The organism is Ferrimonas sediminum (genome assembly GCF_900100175.1).
In the GTDB taxonomy this organism is placed as follows: Bacteria; Pseudomonadota; Gammaproteobacteria; order Enterobacterales; family Shewanellaceae; genus Ferrimonas; species Ferrimonas sediminum.
The window spans coordinates 232,771-251,723 of sequence record NZ_FNEM01000001.1 but is presented as its reverse complement, the minus strand read 5'-3'; the positions used below and the strand labels follow the sequence as shown (position 1 = coordinate 251,723).

Sequence of the window (18,953 nt, the reverse complement as noted above, 5' to 3'; positions counted from 1 at the left end):
GATCCCGGAGACAACATGGGTGGCATCAGTATTTGGCAACTTCTAATCATCGCACTGATCGTAGTTCTGCTGTTCGGAACTAAGAAACTGCGTGGCATGGGCTCCGATCTGGGTGGCGCGGTAAAGGGCTTTAAGAAAGCCATTGGCGACGAAGACGCCAAGCCTGCAGAAAAGAAAGCTATCGAAGAAGAGAAGGCAGCAGACTCCACCACTGCCGAGCAGAAAAACAAAGAACAGGCCTAATCCACTATGTTTGACGGTATTGGCATGTTTGAACTGGTTCTGATTGCCGTTTTGGGCCTGGTGGTGCTGGGACCAGAGCGGCTACCAGTTGCCATGCGAAGTGTCAGCCGGTGGCTGACTACCATCAAACGCATGGCCAGTTCAGTAAAAGACGAACTTGAGCAGGAACTGAAGATCGAGCAGCTGCAGTCGGATCTTAAGAAGGCCGAGTCCAAAGGACTCGAATCTCTGGATCCGGGCCTGAAGCAATCGATTCAGGAACTTCGTGACGCTGCACAATCGGTTAATCGCCCCTATCAGGTGCAACAACCGGAAACCACCGAGTCCCCTGCCCCTTCGATCTCGCCCACTCCCGAGCCCTCAGCCCCCAAGGCCACGGAATCGGGTAAACCTTCAGAGTAAGTATGTCCGAGCAGCAACCCCTAATCAGTCATCTGCTTGAGCTGAGAAACCGCCTGATGCACATCATCGGCGGTGTCTTGCTCGTGTTCGCCAGTCTGGCGTACTGGGCTAACGACATCTATAACTATCTGTCCTTACCGCTGCTGGCGGTAATGCCGGACAACGCCTCGATGATCGCCACCGACGTGGCTTCACCGTTCTTCGCTCCCTTCAAGCTGACCATGTTTGTGGCATTGTTCATTGCCATGCCCTATGTGCTGTTCCAAATCTGGGCCTTTGTGGCACCGGGACTGTACAAGCATGAGAAGCGACTGGTGTTTCCGCTGCTGGTTAGCAGCTCACTGCTGTTTTATGGTGGCATCGCGTTTGCGTACTACATCGTATTCCCGGTGGTATTCGGATTCTTCACCAGTGTGGCACCGGAAGGGGTACAGGTCGCAACCGACATCAACAGCTACCTGAGCTTTGTTCTGAAGCTGTTTTTCGCCTTCGGACTGGCCTTTGAAATCCCGGTAGCGGTGATTTTATTGTGCTGGGCAGGGGTTACCACCCCGGAGGATTTGAAGAAAAACCGACCTTATATTGTTGTCGGCGCCTTCGTTGTTGGTATGCTACTGACACCGCCGGACATCATCTCACAGAGTATGTTGGCTTTGCCGATGCTGCTGCTGTTTGAAGGAGGCCTGTTCTTCGCTCGCCTCTACAAGCCCCGAGATGAAGAAGAAGAGGATCAGGAAGAGACTACCGAGGAAGCCACCAAAGAGTAACTTCCCTCCCGATCTGGCGGTCTAAGGGACAATAACAATTAAAGGAAACGTTATATGAACAAGGCCGCCATCTTCGCTTTACTGCTCACTCCCGTTGCCACCCAGGCCGCAGAATCCAGCTGTCAGTCCATCGACGATCAACTGCAACGTCTGGCATGCTATGACCAGGCCGCCGAAGCCATCGCCAATTGCCAGCTGCAACAGGATCGCCTCGACCGCCTGGTGTGCTTCGACAAACTCAGCGGCACCACCGCCGCCACTCTGAATCCGGCTCCGGTCACCGTCGCCCCCCCCGCTGCCGCAGCCAGCTCACCCCAATCCGCCGAACAGCAGTTCGGGCTGATCAAGAAGGCCGATGAGAACGAGCCTGAGCAGATTCAGGGCACCATCACCAAGATGAGTAAAGATGCCTACGGTAAGTTCACCATCACCCTGGACAACGGCCAGAGCTGGAAACAGACCGAGTCACGCAACTTCCGTCTCGACAAGCAGGCCACCATCACCATCAGCAAAGCGGCCCTGGGCTCGTTCCTGCTGACTCAGGAAGGCCGTAATGGCAGCGTGCGGGTAAAGCGTGTCCACTAACACCGCGCCACTGCCCTGGACCGACATCGCCGTTAACCTGAGCTCGAGTCAGTTTCGCCCGGATCTGGATGAGGTCATCGCTCGGGCCACCGAGGCCGGAGTCACGCACCTCATCGCCGTTGCCAGCGATCTCGACGAAGCCAGGCAGTTGCAGAATCTGGCTCGGCATCACCCCGGCATCCACACAACCGCCGGGGTTCACCCTCACTATGCCAGCCGGTTTGACGCCGACAGCCCACAGCAACTGCGTCAGCTGTGTCACCACCGGTCGGTGGTCGCCGTCGGCGAGTGCGGCCTGGATTACAACCGCGATTTCTCCCCCAGGGCGGACCAGCGCCGGGCCTTTGCAGCCCAACTGAAGCTGGCCGGCGAACTGGCCAAACCGGTGCTGATGCACTGCCGGGAGGCCGGTGACGACTTTCAGGCCATGGTTCGGGAGCATCGTCCACACCTGGTCGGAGGCGTGCTGCACTGCTTTACCGGCACCGAGCAGGAGCTGAACCAGGCACTGGATCTGGATCTGTCCATCGGCATTACCGGCTGGGTGTGCGATGAACGAAGAGGCCAGGAGCTGGCGCAACTGGTGCCGTCGATTCCTGCCGATCGGCTGCTGCTGGAGACCGATGCCCCCTACCTGTTACCGAGGGATCTGAGACCCAAACCCAAGAGCCGCCGCAACGAACCGCGATGGCTGCCACACATTGCCAATAAAGTGGCGGAGCTGCGCAACGAATCCCTCGAATCGTTGTCGTACCAGTGCCAATTGAACGCCAAACGCCTGTTTCAAGTGTGATTAAGCTCCTATCCAGAGAGGTAGAGTTTGCTAATATTGTCACCACGAGATCGGCCCAGACCCGTCGTCTTCCTGTTTGACGGGCAAATTTGGCCATCACCCCATTACCAAGGAGCAGCAAGTGACCGTTGTAACCGGACCTTTTTCTCGTCGCCGCATGCGTCGGATGCGTCGTCATGACTTTTCCCGTCGACTGATGGCCGAGAGCCAGCTGAGCGTCAATGATTTGATCTACCCGGTATTCGTACTGGAGGGCAATGCCCGTAAAGAGCAGGTCGAGTCCATGCCTGGCGTCGAGCGTCTGTCCATTGACCTGTTGATCGAGGAAGCCCGTGAGATTGTCGCTCTGGGTATCCCCGCCATCGCTCTGTTCCCGGTTACCCCGCAAGAGATCAAGTCTCTGGGCGCCGAAGAAGCCTACAACCCGGATGGCCTGGCCCAGAAAGCGGTTCGGGCCCTGAAGCGTGAATTCCCCGAGCTGGGTGTGATCACCGACGTGGCACTGGATCCGTTCACCACCCACGGTCAGGACGGCATCATCGATGACGAAGGCTACATCCTCAACGACATCACCACCGAGGTGCTGGTGAAACAGGCCCTGTCCCATGCCGAAGCCGGAGCCGACGTGGTCGCACCGTCCGACATGATGGATGGCCGCATCGGTGCCATCCGCGATGCCCTGGAGGCCGCCGGTCACGTTAACACCCAGATCCTGGCCTACTCGGCCAAGTACTCCTCCAGCTACTACGGTCCGTTCCGCGACGCGGTCGGCTCTGCCGGTAACCTGAAAGGCGGCAACAAGCACACCTATCAGATGGATCCCGCCAACTCCGATGAGGCCCTACAGGAAGTGGCCATGGACATCGAAGAGGGTGCCGACATGGTGATGGTCAAGCCGGGTATGCCTTACCTGGACATCGTCCGCCGGGTTAAGACCGAGCTGAAGGTACCGACCTTTGCCTACCAGGTCAGTGGTGAGTACGCCATGCACATGGCTGCCATCGAGAATGGCTGGCTCGACGAGCGTAAAATCGTACTGGAATCCCTGCTGTGCTTTAAGCGGGCCGGTGCCGATGGCGTTCTGACCTACTTCGCCAAACGTGTGGCTCAGTGGCTGAACGAGAAGTGATCCCCTGAACTGACTCGACTGAGGCGGCTTCGGCCGCCTTTTTTATGCCGGGAGCTTTCCCCGGTGCCAACGGAAAAACTGTGAAAATGGTCATGATCCGCTTCACAGTTCCGTCACCGCCGGGGCACCTCCGGGCTGAATCTGGGTCAGACTAACAGGAGACAAACTAAGGTGAGAGAATGATGAAGAAGAGCACGTTGATGGCCATGCTTCTGGCCCCGGCCCTGCTGAGCAGCGGCGCCTTTGCCAACTCAGGCTGTGGCTTTGAAGAGGGGCAGAAAGGCCCCTTCGCCACCTGCGATCAACCAGACAAACAGGAGGTTATTTTGACCGGTGAACTGGCCATGGCCGACATCATGGACGCCATTCCGGGCTACAGCGACAACTACGCTGACTACGCCCCTCAGCCCCAGTGGCTGGACGCACTGAAAGCGGTCGACACTCCAACCGAGATTGTCGTCATCATCGGCACCTGGTGCCCGGACTGCCACCGGGAGACCCCGCGGTTTGCCAAGATTGTGGATTTGGCTGGCAACGACCACCTTAAGGTGCGTTACATCGGCGTCGATCGCAGTAAAGCGGATCCCCAGCAGCTAGCCGCTGCCTACGATTTCCAGCGCATTCCCACCTTCATTATCCAGCAACAGGGTAAAGAGATTGGCCGCATCGTCGAATCGCCAACCACCTCACTGGAACAGGATCTGGTTGAGATTCTGAAGTAAGCTTAAAAAGGGTGCCAACGCCATTAAATTCAATGACTTGGCACCTTAGTTAAACTGTAAACATCTGTTTATATGTATGTTTTTTCCACACGCTTTCAGCATCCCCACACATCCCGCCATCTTTGCCATGACATCCATGTAACCTCATGGTTTAATTCGATTCGTTAGTCCAATCACCACAATCCGCTGACCACCTTGAGTCGAGCTATCTGTGGATCGATTGGCCTGACTACACAATAACAACATCACACGATGTTTCGCTGACAATGGCAAACCAGCCGCGAGGCTGGGACGCAAAGCCACCGGTCTCTTGTTACGAGAGACAGCGGGGTTTCCAGCGTGAGAGTCAACGATTGATTTCGTTGCTCGGTGTTCGCCAACGCCAGCGTTTGAACAGGCTCAACCATTAGGGATGGTAGACTATGCACTTCAGACGCCACCTGCTGGCCATGTCCATGGCCGCAGCATTAACCCAACTCGCCGCCTGCGGCGGTTCCTCCTCTTCAGATTCAACCCCGACTCCAGAGCCGCCGGCACCGGAACCCACTCAAAGCTTGTCCGGCGCCACCGCCGATGGTTACCTGGTCAATGCCCAGGTGTGCCTGGATCTCAACAACAACGGCGAGTGCGATGCCGATGAGCCCAGCACCCTGACCCAGGCCGGAGGCCAGTACAGTTTCGAGGATCTGGATGCCACTCTGGATCTGAACCAGGTGCAGATGCTGGTGAAGGTGATCGCCGGCCAGACCGAGGATGAAGACAACCCAGGCGTGGTACTGACCCAGAGCTACACCATGACGGCACCGGCCGGTGTGGTGGAGTTTGTCAGCCCGCTGACTACCCTGCTCGCTTCCGAGATGGACCGGGCCGGCGTGGACCAGGAGACCGCAGCGGCGGCCCTGGAGCAGACTCTGGGCATTCTGGGCTCAGACCTGAGCCTGGTGGAAGATTACATTGTCGGCAAACAGCAGCAGGCCAATGGCAACGGCTACAAGCGACTGCACCGGGTAGCCCAGGTAGTCGCCCGGGTCACTGCCAAGGCGAAACATGCCGTAGAGCAGAACGGCGGCACCGGTGGTGATGCCGAAGACAACGAAGTGGCCGATGCCATCGCCGAAACCCTGACCGAAAACCTGGAACGCCTGGTAAACCGGGTGGATGAGGCGGAAGCCAATGGTCAGGAGCCCGATGCCGACACCATCGCCGACGAAGTCGCCGACGAACTGCCCCTCGCCCCTGAAGACGTTCAGGACAGGGTCGAGCGCAAACGTGAGCGCGGCGACCTTGAGGAGGCCAGCCTGCTGACCCTGCTCGAATCCGAAGGGGGCATGTTCGAACTGGATGGCCACTCCGACGTGTTCTTCGACTCCAGCACCAACCAGTGCATCAAGGAGCGCGAACTGGGATATCAGCAGATTCAGAAGGTTGAATCCCTGATCACCTTTAACCGCTTCCGTTACGACGGCCCCGATGTCGGCTTTATCGAGATCACCGAAGAGGAAGATCGCGACATGCTGGTGTGGAAAGAGGCAGCCTGGGCCGAGATGAGCGATCAGGTGGAGGTTGTCTCCCAGGAGGAGGATGGCTCCGTCATCGTCAGCTCCGATATGGATGGCCGCCAGCAGGTCTGGGCTCAGCAGTTGGACCTCTCTGATCTGAAACTGAAGCGCTACGCCAAGGGTGAGCACGAGTGGAAATCACTGTTCAGTGGCAATCAACTCTTCCCCGAGGGCGCCAGCGGTTACCAGATGACCTTCAAGCAACTTGAGAGTCGCGCCATGCTGCCCTACCGGGCAGAGTGTGACGCCTCGGTTCAATGGTGCAACCAGGTGGTTCTGCCGACGGGTCCGGTTCAGACCCTGGCCGAACTGATGAATGACGCCAGCACCGAAGCGCCCAAGCTGGTCTACATCGGTGGTGACGATGGCACCAGCCTGGCCGTTGCCCTGCAGGGCTCCATCGAGGAGGACCAGGGTAAGGTACAACTCTATGTGGTCGAACACGGTGAGTGTGATGACAACGGCTGTGGTGCTCCAGAGCTGAAAGAAAACGCCGATGCCAGCTGGACCAAGACGCCCATGGGCCTGGTACTGAACCTGCCTGAGTGGGGCCACTCCTTCACTCATCGCCGCCGCGCCCAGCCTCTTCTGACCGAGTATGAAGGTGCGGTGCGCCACGGCTTTGTTCTCGGAGAGGGACTGACCCGCAGCGATCAGTGGGGCTTCAACGAGGTCGCTATGGATGCCTTCCTGGCCAACCTGGGTACGCCTGAACTGCGCGAAGTGGAGGATGCCGAGGAGTGTGGCTTCGATCCGGACGACGGTCAGGATCCCGGTGACGGCACCGAGCCCGGTGACGGCGACGACAAGCCCGCGCCACCGCAGCTGATCGCCGATGACGCGGCCACTGCCGCGTTGGCCGGCAAACTGTACCTGGCCGTAGATGCGGAATTCCAGGCCCTGATCCAGCTGAACGAACAGGGTCGGGTCATGGCCTGGGTCGAAGAGCAGGATGACGAGGGCATGGAGCGGGAAACCCTGCATGGAGAATGGCTGATTGACGCCGAACACCGTCTGTTACTGCAATTTGGCGCCGATGACTGGGTACTGATGCAGTTGCCTGCCGAAGGGCTGGGCGGCGACGTGATGAAGGTCTTCGAGCAGGACGGTGATGAACAGCTGGAGTACGCCATGCAGTTAGTTCGCCCGTTGAGCCTGGATGGTTTCGCCACTTCACTGACATTCCGACTGACCGACGAGGACGAGAACGGCTGCGCCATGGATCTGCATCTGGATGCGTTCGATACCGGCCTGGAAGGCAGTGGCTGGGTCGATATGAGCCAGTGTAGCGAGGCCGGTGACGGCACCGTCCCGGCTAACCAGGAGTTCCTGTGGGCCCAGACTGAAGCCGGACTGAAGGTTCAGATGGTGCCCTCCAGTAATGAAATGGCCCCGGAATCTCACCTGCTGTACTGGTTTGGATCGCAAACCACAGAGCGGGTGTTGAGCCGCAGCACCACCATGCTGGCCGATGGCACCGCCATGGAAGGGTCGTTAGACACCTTCCGCTTCGAGCTGCTGCCCTAACCCCTCGGGGGCTGCTCCTTGCGAGCAGCCCCTGATTAACCCTTTCCGGCAGCCAGCTTCCCTGGCACAGACGCACAAAAAAGGGCGCCTGAGCGCCCTTTTCGGTTATTTGGCCACGTTGCCAGCCACGTTGATGGCGTCCCAGGTGCGGGCAAACGGCGGTGCATACACCAGATCCAGCATCCCCAGATCCGCGGTGGTCATCTTGGCATGAATGGCGGCCGCCAGGGTATCGACCCGCAGCACGGCCCCTGGCCCACCAGCAACCTGTCCACCCAACAGCCGCTTAGTGACCCTGTCGTACACCAGTTTTACCCGCAGTGACTGCTGATCCGGCACATAGTTGGTGGTGTTTTTATCGTCGATCACCACGGTCTTGTAATCCAGCCCTAACCCCTGGGCTTCCCGCTCACTGATGCCGGTACGACCCGCCTCCACGGCCAGCACCTTGACCCCGGCACTGCCCAGAGTCCCCGGGAAGGCGCGCGCGCCGCCACAGAGGTTCTCGCCGATCATTCGGCCCAGCTTGTTGGCGGTGGTCGCCAGCGGCAGGTAGACCGCTTCACGGCGAACCCGGTGCCATACCGTGGCACAATCGCCGGCGGCGTACACCGCACGCAGGCTGGTACGGCCCTGCTCATCGATGATAATGGCGCCGTTACCCAACCGTTCGATGCCGGTATCGGCGACAAAATCGCTGTTGGGTCGCACGCCGGTGGCCACGATCACCATATCGGCGCGGTACTGGCCGGCATCGGTCTGGACGCTACATACCCGCCCCTGCTCCCCAGACAACGACTGAACCGCCTCCTGAAGGTGCAGCTGCACGCCCTTATCCACCAGCTCCTGCTGAATCAGCTCGCTGATCTCGGTATCGAACGATTCGGTCAGCACCCGCTCACTCAGCTCAATCAGCCGCACCCGCTTGCCCTGATGCACCAAGGCTTCGACCACCTCCAGGCCGATATAGCCGGCGCCGATCACCACCACGTCCTCGATGGCAGCAGACTGCAGCTGCGGCTTAATGGTCAGGCCGTCGTCGAGGGTTTTCAGGAAGTGCACCCCCTGCAGCGCCAGCCCCTCGATGGGCGGTTTCACCACCGAAGCACCGGTGGCGATCATCAGGCTGTCATAGTCCTGGGTGAAGCGTTCCCCGGACGCCAGATCGGTCACCAGCAGTTGCTGCCGGTCGGCATCCAACTGCTCTACCCGGTGGCCAATCCGCAGATCGATGCCGGAATCACGGAACTGAGCCACGCTGCGCTCCGCCATGTATGCCGGCTCATCAAAGCTGTCACCGATAAAGTAAGGCAGGCCGCAGGCGCCGAACGAGACCACCTCCGATTGCTCGAACACAATAATCTCGGCACCCTTGTCGGTTCGGCGCGCCTTGGCGGCGGCACTCATGCCTGCGGCTTCGCCGCCGATAATCACAATTTTCATAGACTCTGTTTCCACGCAAAAGGCCGCCCGATGGCGGCCTTTTCTATTAATTTCCCAGTGTCAGGAAGCGGACTCCAGATCCACATCCAGCTCCTGCTCACCGTTATACACCGACATGTCGGTCTGACCCAATACTCGGCTGGTAACAAAACCAGCGGTCATAGCGCCGTTCACGTTCAGGGCGGTACGGCCCATATCGATCAGTGGCTCGATGGAGATCAGCAGGCCGGCCAGGGCTACGGGCATATCCAGCGCCGTCAGCACAATCAGCGCGGCGAACGTCGCGCCACCGCCCACACCGGCAACCCCGAAGGAGCCCACTACGATGGTGGCGATCATGGTAATGATAAACGACGGCGTCATCGGGTCGATGCCGATGGTCGGGGCGATCATCGCCACCAACATCGCCGGATAGATGCCGGCACAGCCGTTTTGGCCAATGGTGGCCCCAAAGGAGGCCGACAGGTTAGCAATGCCGTCCGGCACCCCGAGGCGATGCGTCTGGGTCTGAATGTTCAGCGGCATGGTGCCGGCACTGGTGCGACTGGTAAAGGCAAAGGAAAGCACCGGCAGTACCTTGCGGATGTAGGTCACCGGGTTACCACCAAAGAAGCTCACCAGCAGCAGGTGAATCAGGAACATCAATCCCAATGCGGTGTAAGACGCCGCCACAAAATTGATCAGGTTGAAGATGTCGGCAAACTTGCTGGTGGCCAGTACCTTGGTCATCAGAGCCAGTACGCCATAAGGGGTCAGGCGCAACACCAGAGTCACGATCCGCATCACCACCGTGTAGGCCACTTCGACAAAGCGATCAAATCGCTCCGCCACCAGAGGCTGTTTGCGATGCAGGCCCAGGCCGGCGATGCCGACGAAGGCGGAGAAGATCACCACCGAAATGATGGAGGTATCCCGGGCACCGGTCATATCGAGGAAGGGGTTGGCCGGGATCAGGTTCACCAGAGTGGTGGCGATGGAGATGCCGGAGGCGGCACCTTCACGTGACATCAGGTAGGCGGCACGGTCGGCCTCTCTGGCCCCCTGGGTCAGCCCCTCGGCGGTCAAGCCAAACAGGTTAGCGACGAAGAAGCCGATCAAGCCGGCGATGGCCACGGTGATCAGCAGTATACCGATGGTCAGGCCGCTGATTTTACCCAGCGACTCGGCATCCTTCAGTTTAAGGATGGCACTGATGATGGAAACCATCACCAGCGGCATGACGATCATCTTCAGCAGTTGCACATAGCCCTTGCCGACGATGTTGAAATAGTCGATGGAGGTTGCCAGCTCCGGAGAATCCACGCCGTATACCAGCTGAAGGATCAAACCAAAGGCCACGCCAATTCCGAGACCGGCAAACACCCTGTGGGTAAACTTCACATGCTTCTGCTGCATGCGGTACAGCATCCACAACAGTGCCAACATCACCAGGACGTTCGCCACCACCAATACGCTCATTTATACTTACCTCACCCCACTGCCTGGGGAGTCATGCCTGTATCAAAAATGTTTACAGTTTGTTATATCGAATTCTTGTCCGAATTCAGGAGTAAGCCCTGATTTTCGGGTAGTACAGAATACTCGACCGGGAAAGATCGCCCTTAGTACCAAAATGAATTTGTTATAAACAAATCGTAATAACGTTCGGTGCAAGTGGCCTAGTAAGAACCGGATTGCAGTCGATGCAGCAACCCCTCGCGCAAAGCCCCGCCCGCCTGGCGAAGCTCGGTGATGTTCAGAAGCTGAAAGATGCTGAGCAAAATGGCCACACCGGCGGTAAAAGGGGGCCGCCGTTCGCTGTCCAGCAACGCCAGCACCGCATCACTGTCCTCGCAAAGTCGGGTTTTCACCAACGTCAGCAACTCGAGCGTCAATACCGGTTGCTGCCATCCCAGTTGCGGCGCCAGCTCAAACAATGCCCGAACGGTACCCGACACGCCGAGGCAGTGTTGCCACTGTAACTGCCTTATCTGCGGCAGCTGTGGCGTCAGTAGCCGCGCCACCGCCCCGGCCGCCGCCTCGAAACCGGTCTCGGTGACCGCACCGGAAAAATAGCGCTGGGTATAGAGCACACAGCCAAGCTCGAAGGAGTGTTTGAAATGGATTCTCTCGGCGTCGCCGATCACCAATTCGGTACTGGCGCCGCCAATATCGATCACCAGGGCCTCTCCGGCCACCGACGTGCAGGCGCGCATGCCCTGGTAGATCAGCTCCGCTTCGGCATCGCCGCTGATCACTTCAATGGGGTAGCCCAGCAATGGCTCGGCCTGCGCCCTGAAATGATCCGCATTGGCTGCCACCCGCAAGGCGGCAGTCGCCAGTACTTGCACCCGTTGTGGTCGTGTCTGTCGCAGGATGTCACCAAACCAGGCCAGACAATCGATGCCTCGCTCAAATGCCTCTGTCGACAGGCCCGTGTCGGCATCCAGCCCTTCCGCCAGGCGAACTTTACGCTTATGTTTGGCCACCACTACAGGAACGCCAGAGGCACTGGGACTGGCCAGGAGCAGATTAAAACTGTTGGAACCTAAGGTAACGGCGGCCAAAAGGCCGCCGTTGGAGGGGTTACCGCTTGTCATGACGACGAGGGCCACGCTGGCCGGAGGAGCGATCCCGCCCGCCGGGGCGTTTGCCGCCGGTGTTGGGGCGGCGGTGACGCTGAATCCGCTGCGGACGCTTTACGTCGGTCAGCAGGGCATCGGCGTTGTAATTGGTCACCGCAATGGTATGACCGATGTAGGCCTCGATATCAGGCAGGTTAAGGGCATACTCTTCACAGGCAAAGCTGATGGAGGAGCCATCGGCACCGGCACGACCGGTACGCCCGATGCGGTGAACGTAATCTTCGCAATCGTCGGGCAGATCATAGTTAAACACGTGAGTCACATCGCTGATGTGCAGGCCCCGGGCCGCCACGTCGGTGGCCACCAGGAAATCCAGCTCGCCGCCTTTAAACTGCTCCAGGATACGCACCCGCTTTTTCTGCGGTACATCACCGGTCAGCAGTCCAACCCGATGACCGTCTCCGGCCATCCAGCCACAGATGTCTTCGCAGCGGTGCTTGGTGTTGGCGAAGATGATGGCTTTGTCTGGCCACTCCTCCTCCACCAGCGTCAGCAACAGACGCATCTTGTCTTCGTTGGAGGGGTAGAACAACTCCTCCTTGATACGCTTACCCGTCTTCTGCTCTGGCTCCACTTCCACGTGAACCGGATCGTTCATGTGTTCGTAAGCCAGTTCTTTCACCTTATGAGACAAGGTTGCAGAAAACAGCATGTTACGGCGATCTTTTGCCGCAGGCATACGGCGGAACAGGTAGCGGATATCGCGAATAAAGCCAAGATCGAACATGCGATCCGCTTCATCCAGCACCATGACCTGGATCGAGTTGAGGTTGAACACGCCCTGCTTGAAGTAATCGATCAAGCGACCGGTGGTACCAATCAGAACATCCACGCCGGCTTCCAGGGTAGCCCGTTGGGCATCGTAGCCTTCGCCACCGTAAGCCAGACCCATTTTCAGGCCGGCGCTTTCAGCCAGTGGCTCAGCGTCACGGTGAATCTGGATCGCCAATTCACGGGTAGGCGCCATGACAATGGCCCGCGGGCTCTTGCCATCGTGCTGCTCCGGCACAGGGCGGGTGATCAGTTCATGAAAAGTCGCCGCCAGAAATGCCAGGGTCTTACCGGTACCGGTCTGCGCCTGACCAGCAATGTCTTTGCCGTCCAGTACGATAGGTAGGGAGAGAGCCTGAATCGGCGTGCAGTGAGTGAACCCTGTCTGCACCAGCGCATCAGCCACTTGAGGGGCCAGCGGCAGGTCGGTGAAGCGGGTGTCAGTTAAGTGTGTTTTGCTCATGGTTGGAAAGCATACCGGATGCGCTTGCATTAGAAAACGTGATCCAGTCAAATATTACCGATTCTATTGAGGAATCATTCAATCGACACAGAGCAGTTTGCGCTCCGTCACTGTCCGATGCCCAAACAGGGCACCACAGTCCAGGACTGTAAACGGATGAAACTCGAACGGACGCCAGCGCAGCAGAAGAAACTGACAAGATCTGATACCCAGGCGGAGACAACACTTTTTGTTCGTCTGAGGGTTGAAAGCGTCGCCGATTGGCCCAAGATCGCAGTCATGGGACCCGTCCCGACCAAAAAACAAACGGAGTAAACAATGAGCGAAAAGATTGTACAGCTGAGTGACGACAGCTTCGAAGCCGATGTATTGAAATCCGACACCCCTGTGCTGGTGGACTTCTGGGCGGAATGGTGTGGTCCTTGTAAAATGATCGCCCCGGTTCTGGATGAACTGGCTGAAGAGTACGGCGATCAAGTCGTTATCGGTAAAATGAACGTTGACCAGAACAGCGGTACCCCGGCCAAATACGGCATTCGTGGCATCCCGACCCTGTTGCTGTTCAAGGGCGGTGAGCTGGCTGGAACCAAGGTAGGCGCGGCCTCAAAAACTCAGTTGAAAGAGTTCATTGACTCCCATCTGTAACGCCTTTCAACCCAGGCTTAGGCCTGGGTTGACCTTCCCCATGTCACCATTCAATTAAAAAGCCCGACCGACACTGGACGCTGTTTTGCTTTAGTGCTAGTTTATTAGCCAACACTTGCCAGCCTTTCACGGCTTCTGCCTTTTTGGGCGACCTAAAAAAACCTCAATTAGTTTTGTAACGAACGCGTCGATATTCAACTGGCGCCAAAACCACAAAGACCCACCCATGAATCTATCTGAACTTAAGCAGAAACCCGTCTCCGAGCTAGTTGCTCTGGCTGAGTCCATGGGACTCGACAACATGGCTCGCGCACGGAAGCAAGACATCCTATTCTCCATTCTCAAAGCACACGCAAAAAGCGGCGAAGACATCTTCGGCGGTGGCGTGCTGGAGATTCTGCAAGACGGCTTTGGTTTCTTGCGCAGCGCCGACGCGTCTTTCCTGGCTGGTCCGGATGACATCTACGTGTCTCCTAGCCAGATTCGACGCTTCAACCTGCGCACTGGTGACACCATTGCCGGTAAGATTCGTCCACCGAAAGAGGGCGAGCGTTACTTCGCCCTGCTGAAGGTGAATCAGGTTAACTACGATCGTCCGGAAAACTCCCGCAACAAGATCCTGTTTGAAAACCTGACCCCGCTGCACGCGAATGATCGCTTGCGTATGGAGCGTGGAAATGGGTCCACCGAGGACATCACTGCCCGGGTGCTGGATCTGGCCAGCCCAATCGGTAAAGGTCAGCGTGGCCTGATCGTTGCGCCGCCAAAAGCCGGTAAGACCCTGCTGCTGCAGAACATTGCTCAGTCTATTGCCTACAATCATCCAGATTGTGAGTTGATGGTATTGCTGATCGATGAGCGCCCGGAAGAGGTAACCGAGATGCAGCGCCTGGTGAAGGGCGAAGTGGTCGCTTCCACCTTCGATGAGCCAGCCTCCCGTCACGTACAGGTTGCGGAGATGGTGATCGAGAAGGCCAAGCGCCTGGTTGAGCACAAGAAGGATGTGGTGATTCTGCTGGACTCCATCACCCGTCTGGCCCGCGCCTACAACACCGTGATCCCCTCCTCCGGCAAGGTACTGACCGGTGGTGTGGATGCCAACGCCCTGCACCGTCCTAAACGTTTCTTCGGTGCGGCCCGTAACGTCGAAGAGGGCGGCAGCCTGACCATCATCGCCACCGCGCTGATCGATACCGGCTCCAAGATGGACGAAGTGATCTACGAAGAGTTCAAGGGCACCGGTAACATGGAACTGCACCTGTCCCGTAAGATCGCCGAGAAGCGGGTCTTCCCGGCCATCGACTTCAACCGCTCCGGTACCCGCCGTGAGGAACTGCTGACCAGCTCCGAGGAGCTGCAGAAGATGTGGATCCTGCGTAAGATTCTGCACCCGATGCAAGAGATCGAAGCGATGGAGTTCCTTATCGACCGTCTGGCAATGACCAAGACCAACGACGAGTTCTTCACCGCCATGAAACGCTCCAAAGGCTAACGCCGACGGACAATAAAAAAGCCGCTGAATGCGGCTTTTTTTGTATCTGGATTTCACTCAATCCCGGGGCTCGGCGGCCTCACGGGTAAACTGACGCAGCGATTCCACCAACCAGGGCGGTACTGCACGGCCACTGCGCTGCACCAGGTGGAACCCCGGCTCAGCGTCACCACAGCTCAACTTCAGCACCTCCTGACGTACCGCATCGGGAATGCGCTGCACTCGAATGCCGTTAACCGACCGCAGGAAGTTGACCGCATGGGCACCGCACACCACCGACAGATTGCTGGAGTTGGCGATCATCTCGGTCAGCTCAGTCAAACTGCTCACCCGGGCTGCCACCTTGAGATCCTGGGCCATTTTGCGGGCCACCGCCTCCAGCGGATCTTCGGTATCGTTAAACTCGGTCATCTCTGTCACTACGATAGGGTAACGGAACAGCTCCGACAGATTCACGCTGCCATGCTGCCATATGGGGTGCTCACTGCAGCCCACCAGGTAGGCCGAGGTGTTGCGGGCCACCAGCTCACTGCCCAGCTGTGGACAGCCCTGCAAGGCATAAAATACCCCAAGATCCAGGTGATGGGATTCCATATCCTCCACCACCTTGCCATTCCAGCCGGTGGTGACAATGTCCAGCTGCTCACCGCGACTGCGACACACCTTGCTCAGGTACTGGGTCAGACCCGCCTGCATGGTCGCCGGAACGGCAATGGAAATACGGCGCCGCTCAATCACATCGGGGTGCAGTTGGTCCGATAAACTGTCGGATACCTGCAGCAACTGCTCCATGGTGGGGTAGAGGCGAGCCGCGAGAGAGGTCGGCTCAAATCCATACTGTTTTCTAATAAACAATTGATCATTAAATACTTGTCTTAATGCAGCCAAAGCTCGACTGATTTTTGAGGGCTGCACTCCCATTCTTTTAGCGACTGCCTGTGAGTTAAGAACTTGGTATATATTAACAAACACAGTAACATTAAATATTGATAAGTCGCATATGCTATCTATCTTTGAACACGGGTTCATAGCAACTCCTTGTTACATCATCATCACTATAAAAAATACCACTAAATAGATAAAAAGCAAAAGATCTAATTCAGATATTTATTAACCCCAAACTCGATTTGTAGAACTGCATCTTTCAATTTATTACTTTTAAATACAGCAATTTAAGCCAAATCAATGAGAACCGCGGTGAAATTGTCAAAAGCGCAATACTAAGTTGCGACTAGCAATATTCAGAAGCTTGAAAAAGCAATTAATCATATTACCAATAATTGATATTTGAAGAATGCATTTCCCGAAAATAGAAATATTTTCTAGATCAAAATATTCTTATTTATAAGGCAAGTTAGGATTTAAAGTTGATCGTAATCAATATTAATAAGGCAAATAAAGACTAAAAATATAGTCAAGGAAGGGAAATCCCCTTTTTAAGCCCAGGAGGATATTATGAGCTTCACTACTTTCCTAACAGTTGTATTGCCTTACCTGTTCTTGTTCTTTGTTCTGTTTATTGCATTGCCCTATGTGGCCTCTGCCATCGTGGTTGGTTTCTACGAGTACCTGACCGACGGTAAAAAGAAAACCGTCGCCGCTCCAGCCCGCCACGCCAAACCGCAACACTGATCGACTTCGGGCCCTGCGGGGCCCCCAATCTCCCCGGAGGATATATGAGAGATCGGCATCTGCTATCGATCTTGGTGAGCTGCGCCTTGCTGGCCATGGCTGCCTCACCCCTGCAGGCGGCCAACGACGCCTCAGCCAAGTGCCTACGCTGCCATAAGAAAAACGGCTCTATGGAGGGCGTTCACAGCACCATCGGCGAACAGGGACTGGCCTGCACCAGCTGTCACGGCGATCAGGGTAGCCATCCCAGAAAGAAAGCGCCGGTCATCGAATTTGGCACCGACAGCCAGACCGAGGTGGCGCTCCAAAACCAGCGCTGCGCCCGCTGCCACAAGCCGGTCAAGCTGCGTAACGCCGACTGGACCCACGATGTCCATCAGGACAAAGTCGGCTGCGCCGACTGCCATCAACTGCACCCCCATACCGACCCCATCTCCCAGCTGGATGAGATCGGCCGGACCCAACTGTGCGTGGATTGCCACGGCAGCCAGCAATAAGGAGAGATCATGAGCCTGTCCAGACGCCAATTCCTAGGCTGCTCCGCTGCCTGCGCCGTCACAGCGGCCATCAGCACCGACGCCAGCTCCGACGCTGACGGTAAAGTGAAAAACCTGGCGATGATTCACGATGAGACCAAGTGCATCGGTTGCCGCGCCTGCGAGCACGCCTGCCGCGAGGTCAATCATGTCCCGGAAGGGGTCAGCCGCCTTAAACTCAATATTGACGGCCCGTTCAACGCCGACGAAGACCCCTATTACCGCTTCAGCCGTGACAGCTGCCAGCACTGTCAGGATGCACCCTGCATCAGTGTCTGCCCCACCGGCGCCGCGTTTCGGGACAAGGAAACCGGCATTGTCGACGTCGACCCGTTCAAGTGCGTCGGCTGCCAATACTGCATCGCCGCCTGCCCCTACCGGGTTCGCTTCATCCACCCGGTTACCAAAGCCGCGGACAAATGCGATTTCTGCCGTAAAACCAACCTGGCCGAAGGCCGGTTGCCAGCCTGTGTCGAAGCCTGTCCCACCAAAGCACTGACCTTTGGTGATCTCAACGATCCGGACAGTGAACTGGCGGCCATTTTGCGCCACCAACGCACCGAGCGCGCCAAGCTGGATCTCGGCACCAATCCCAAGCTGTTCCGCATCCCTAGCCAGAAAGCAGGAGTACTGTAATGAACACCGTAGAGAGCGCACTGCATTTCGATACCCTGGTCTGGCACTGGCCTATCGCCATCTACCTGTTTCTGGCTGGCGTCTCCGCCGGTGCCACGGTGATTGGCATTCTGACCAAGCGCAAACTGGAAAATAAAGGGCTGCCCGCCCACCACAGTGGCATTGTCCAGGGTGCCGCTGCCGTAGGGCCTCTGGCGATCATGGTGGGCCTGGGGCTGTTGGTGCTCGACCTTACCAAGCCGTTTGATTTCTGGAAAATCATGGTGTTCTACAACCCCACCTCGGTGATGTCCCTGGGGGTTATCGCCGCGTCACTGTACATCGGCGTACTGATGGTGTGGCTGCTGATCGCCTTTGCGGCGCCCATGCGCAAACTGGAAGCGGTACTGCCGCGATTCGTCGCGCTGGTGAACTGGTTATGCCGTCACAGCCGCCCGGTGGAAAACGTACTGGCCGCGCTGGCGATCATCCTCGGCGCCTACACCGGCTTCCTGTTGTCGGCGCTCAAGGGTTACCCCATGCTCAACAACCCGATTCTGCCGATCCTGTTCCTGGTGTCCGGCATCTCCTCGGGAATCGGCGCCTCCATTCTGATGAGCCTGTTGCTGTTCAAGCACCGCCCCACCGACGATGACATCCACTTTGTCCATGAACTGGAGTCCCCGCTGGTGATCTTCGAGGCCTTCCTGCTGTTTGCCTTCTTCATCGGCCTGGCCTTTGCCGGCGGCCAAAGCCTGGAGGCCGCCAAGGTCGCACTGGGCGGAGGCTTCTGGTCCGCCATCTTCTGGGGACTGGTGGTGGTCGGCGGCATGTTGGTACCGGCGGCACTGAATCGCTGGATGCCGGAACGACTGCGGCACAGCAATGCCTTTGTGGTGACCACCTGCATGTTGACCCTGATCGGGGTGTTCGCCCTGAGGCACTTTGTTTTGTACGCCGGTCAGTTGACCGTCGCCTGATGCTTCGGCATCAACACCACTGGAG

At 57.5% G+C, this 18,953-nt stretch carries 19 protein-coding genes and 1 riboswitch; of the genes, 14 read left to right on the top strand and 5 right to left on the bottom strand.

Annotation, left to right across the window (positions count from 1 at the left end; translation table 11 throughout):
- Positions 1 to 15 precede the first annotated feature (15 nt).
- From tatA to BLT77_RS01105, 8 genes are all read left to right on the top strand, one after another.
- Entirely contained in the window at positions 16 to 243 is a 228-nt protein-coding gene (tatA, locus tag BLT77_RS01140) for a Sec-independent protein translocase subunit TatA (protein WP_028111390.1), read from the top strand.
- Positions 244 to 249: 6 nt separating this feature from the next.
- Entirely contained in the window at positions 250 to 645 is a 396-nt protein-coding gene (gene tatB / locus BLT77_RS01135) for a Sec-independent protein translocase protein TatB (protein WP_090360597.1), read from the top strand.
- 2 nt (positions 646 to 647) lie between these two features.
- A complete protein-coding gene (gene tatC, locus BLT77_RS01130; RefSeq protein WP_090360593.1) occupies positions 648 to 1,412 on the top strand; it encodes a twin-arginine translocase subunit TatC in 765 nt (254 codons plus the stop codon).
- 54 nt (positions 1,413 to 1,466) lie between these two features.
- Entirely contained in the window at positions 1,467 to 1,997 is a 531-nt protein-coding gene (locus BLT77_RS01125) for a hypothetical protein (protein WP_090360584.1), read from the top strand.
- Positions 1,987 to 2,790 carry a TatD family hydrolase gene (locus tag BLT77_RS01120; RefSeq protein ID WP_245709833.1) on the top strand — a complete coding sequence of 268 codons (804 nt, stop codon included), beginning with the start codon at positions 1,987 to 1,989 and terminating at the stop codon, positions 2,788 to 2,790. Before BLT77_RS01125 ends, BLT77_RS01120 begins: the two co-directional genes overlap by 11 nt.
- Positions 2,791 to 2,947: 157 nt before the next feature.
- A complete protein-coding gene (gene hemB, locus BLT77_RS01115; RefSeq protein ID WP_425431711.1) occupies positions 2,948 to 3,919 on the top strand; it encodes a porphobilinogen synthase in 972 nt (323 codons plus the stop codon).
- Between the two features lie 179 nt (positions 3,920 to 4,098).
- Complete coding sequence (locus BLT77_RS01110) at positions 4,099 to 4,641, top strand: thioredoxin family protein (RefSeq protein WP_245709832.1); 543 nt, start codon at positions 4,099 to 4,101, stop codon at positions 4,639 to 4,641.
- Positions 4,642 to 4,899: 258 nt separating this feature from the next.
- Positions 4,900 to 4,980, top strand: a riboswitch (cyclic di-GMP riboswitch).
- Between the two features lie 83 nt (positions 4,981 to 5,063).
- Complete coding sequence (locus BLT77_RS01105; protein WP_090360578.1) at positions 5,064 to 7,727, top strand: hypothetical protein; 2,664 nt, start codon at positions 5,064 to 5,066, stop codon at positions 7,725 to 7,727.
- Positions 7,728 to 7,832: 105 nt separating this feature from the next.
- Here BLT77_RS01105 and BLT77_RS01100 read toward each other — a convergent pair whose 3' ends face one another.
- The 4 genes from BLT77_RS01100 to rhlB all read right to left on the bottom strand — a co-directional run bounded on the left by BLT77_RS01100 (position 7,833) and on the right by rhlB (position 13,028).
- Entirely contained in the window at positions 7,833 to 9,170 is a 1,338-nt protein-coding gene (locus BLT77_RS01100) for a CoA-disulfide reductase (protein ID WP_090360573.1), read from the bottom strand.
- 60 nt (positions 9,171 to 9,230) lie between these two features.
- Positions 9,231 to 10,628: an L-cystine transporter gene (locus BLT77_RS01095; RefSeq protein ID WP_090360569.1), complete on the bottom strand. Its 1,398-nt coding sequence runs from the start codon at positions 10,626 to 10,628 to the stop codon at positions 9,231 to 9,233.
- A gap of 200 nt (positions 10,629 to 10,828) precedes the next feature.
- On the bottom strand, positions 10,829 to 11,749 hold the full coding sequence (locus BLT77_RS01090; protein WP_090360564.1) for a Ppx/GppA phosphatase family protein: 921 nt from the start codon (positions 11,747 to 11,749) through the stop codon (positions 10,829 to 10,831).
- Positions 11,736 to 13,028: an ATP-dependent RNA helicase RhlB gene (gene rhlB, locus BLT77_RS01085; RefSeq protein WP_090361326.1), complete on the bottom strand. Its 1,293-nt coding sequence runs from the start codon at positions 13,026 to 13,028 to the stop codon at positions 11,736 to 11,738. The genes BLT77_RS01090 and rhlB overlap by 14 nt, the downstream gene beginning before the upstream one ends.
- Positions 13,029 to 13,346: 318 nt before the next feature.
- On the opposite strand from rhlB, the gene trxA reads away from it, so the two are divergent.
- The gene (gene trxA, locus BLT77_RS01075) at positions 13,347 to 13,673 is read left to right on the top strand and encodes a thioredoxin TrxA (protein ID WP_090360554.1); all 327 of its coding nucleotides are present in this window, start codon (positions 13,347 to 13,349) and stop codon (positions 13,671 to 13,673) included.
- Between the two features lie 226 nt (positions 13,674 to 13,899).
- Positions 13,900 to 15,165 (top strand): transcription termination factor Rho, encoded by a 1,266-nt coding sequence (gene rho / locus BLT77_RS01070; RefSeq protein ID WP_028111377.1) that lies wholly within the window; start codon positions 13,900 to 13,902, stop codon positions 15,163 to 15,165.
- Between the two features lie 57 nt (positions 15,166 to 15,222).
- Here rho and BLT77_RS01065 read toward each other — a convergent pair whose 3' ends face one another.
- Positions 15,223 to 16,194 (bottom strand): LysR family transcriptional regulator, encoded by a 972-nt coding sequence (locus BLT77_RS01065; protein ID WP_090360551.1) that lies wholly within the window; start codon positions 16,192 to 16,194, stop codon positions 15,223 to 15,225.
- 426 nt (positions 16,195 to 16,620) lie between these two features.
- Between BLT77_RS01065 and BLT77_RS20140 the strand changes: the two genes are divergently transcribed.
- From BLT77_RS20140 to nrfD, 4 genes are read left to right on the top strand one after another with little or no spacing between them, the layout of a single operon-like run.
- Entirely contained in the window at positions 16,621 to 16,797 is a 177-nt protein-coding gene (locus BLT77_RS20140) for a hypothetical protein (RefSeq protein ID WP_176819152.1), read from the top strand.
- Positions 16,798 to 16,841: 44 nt separating this feature from the next.
- Complete coding sequence (locus BLT77_RS01060; RefSeq protein ID WP_090360545.1) at positions 16,842 to 17,294, top strand: multiheme c-type cytochrome; 453 nt, start codon at positions 16,842 to 16,844, stop codon at positions 17,292 to 17,294.
- A 9-nt stretch (positions 17,295 to 17,303) separates the two neighbouring features.
- On the top strand, positions 17,304 to 17,969 hold the full coding sequence (locus BLT77_RS01055) for a 4Fe-4S dicluster domain-containing protein (protein ID WP_090360540.1): 666 nt from the start codon (positions 17,304 to 17,306) through the stop codon (positions 17,967 to 17,969).
- Positions 17,969 to 18,928, top strand: a complete 960-nt coding sequence (gene nrfD, locus BLT77_RS01050) for a cytochrome c nitrite reductase subunit NrfD (protein ID WP_090360535.1) — start codon at positions 17,969 to 17,971, stop codon at positions 18,926 to 18,928. The genes BLT77_RS01055 and nrfD overlap by 1 nt, the downstream gene beginning before the upstream one ends.
- Positions 18,929 to 18,953 lie beyond the last annotated feature (25 nt).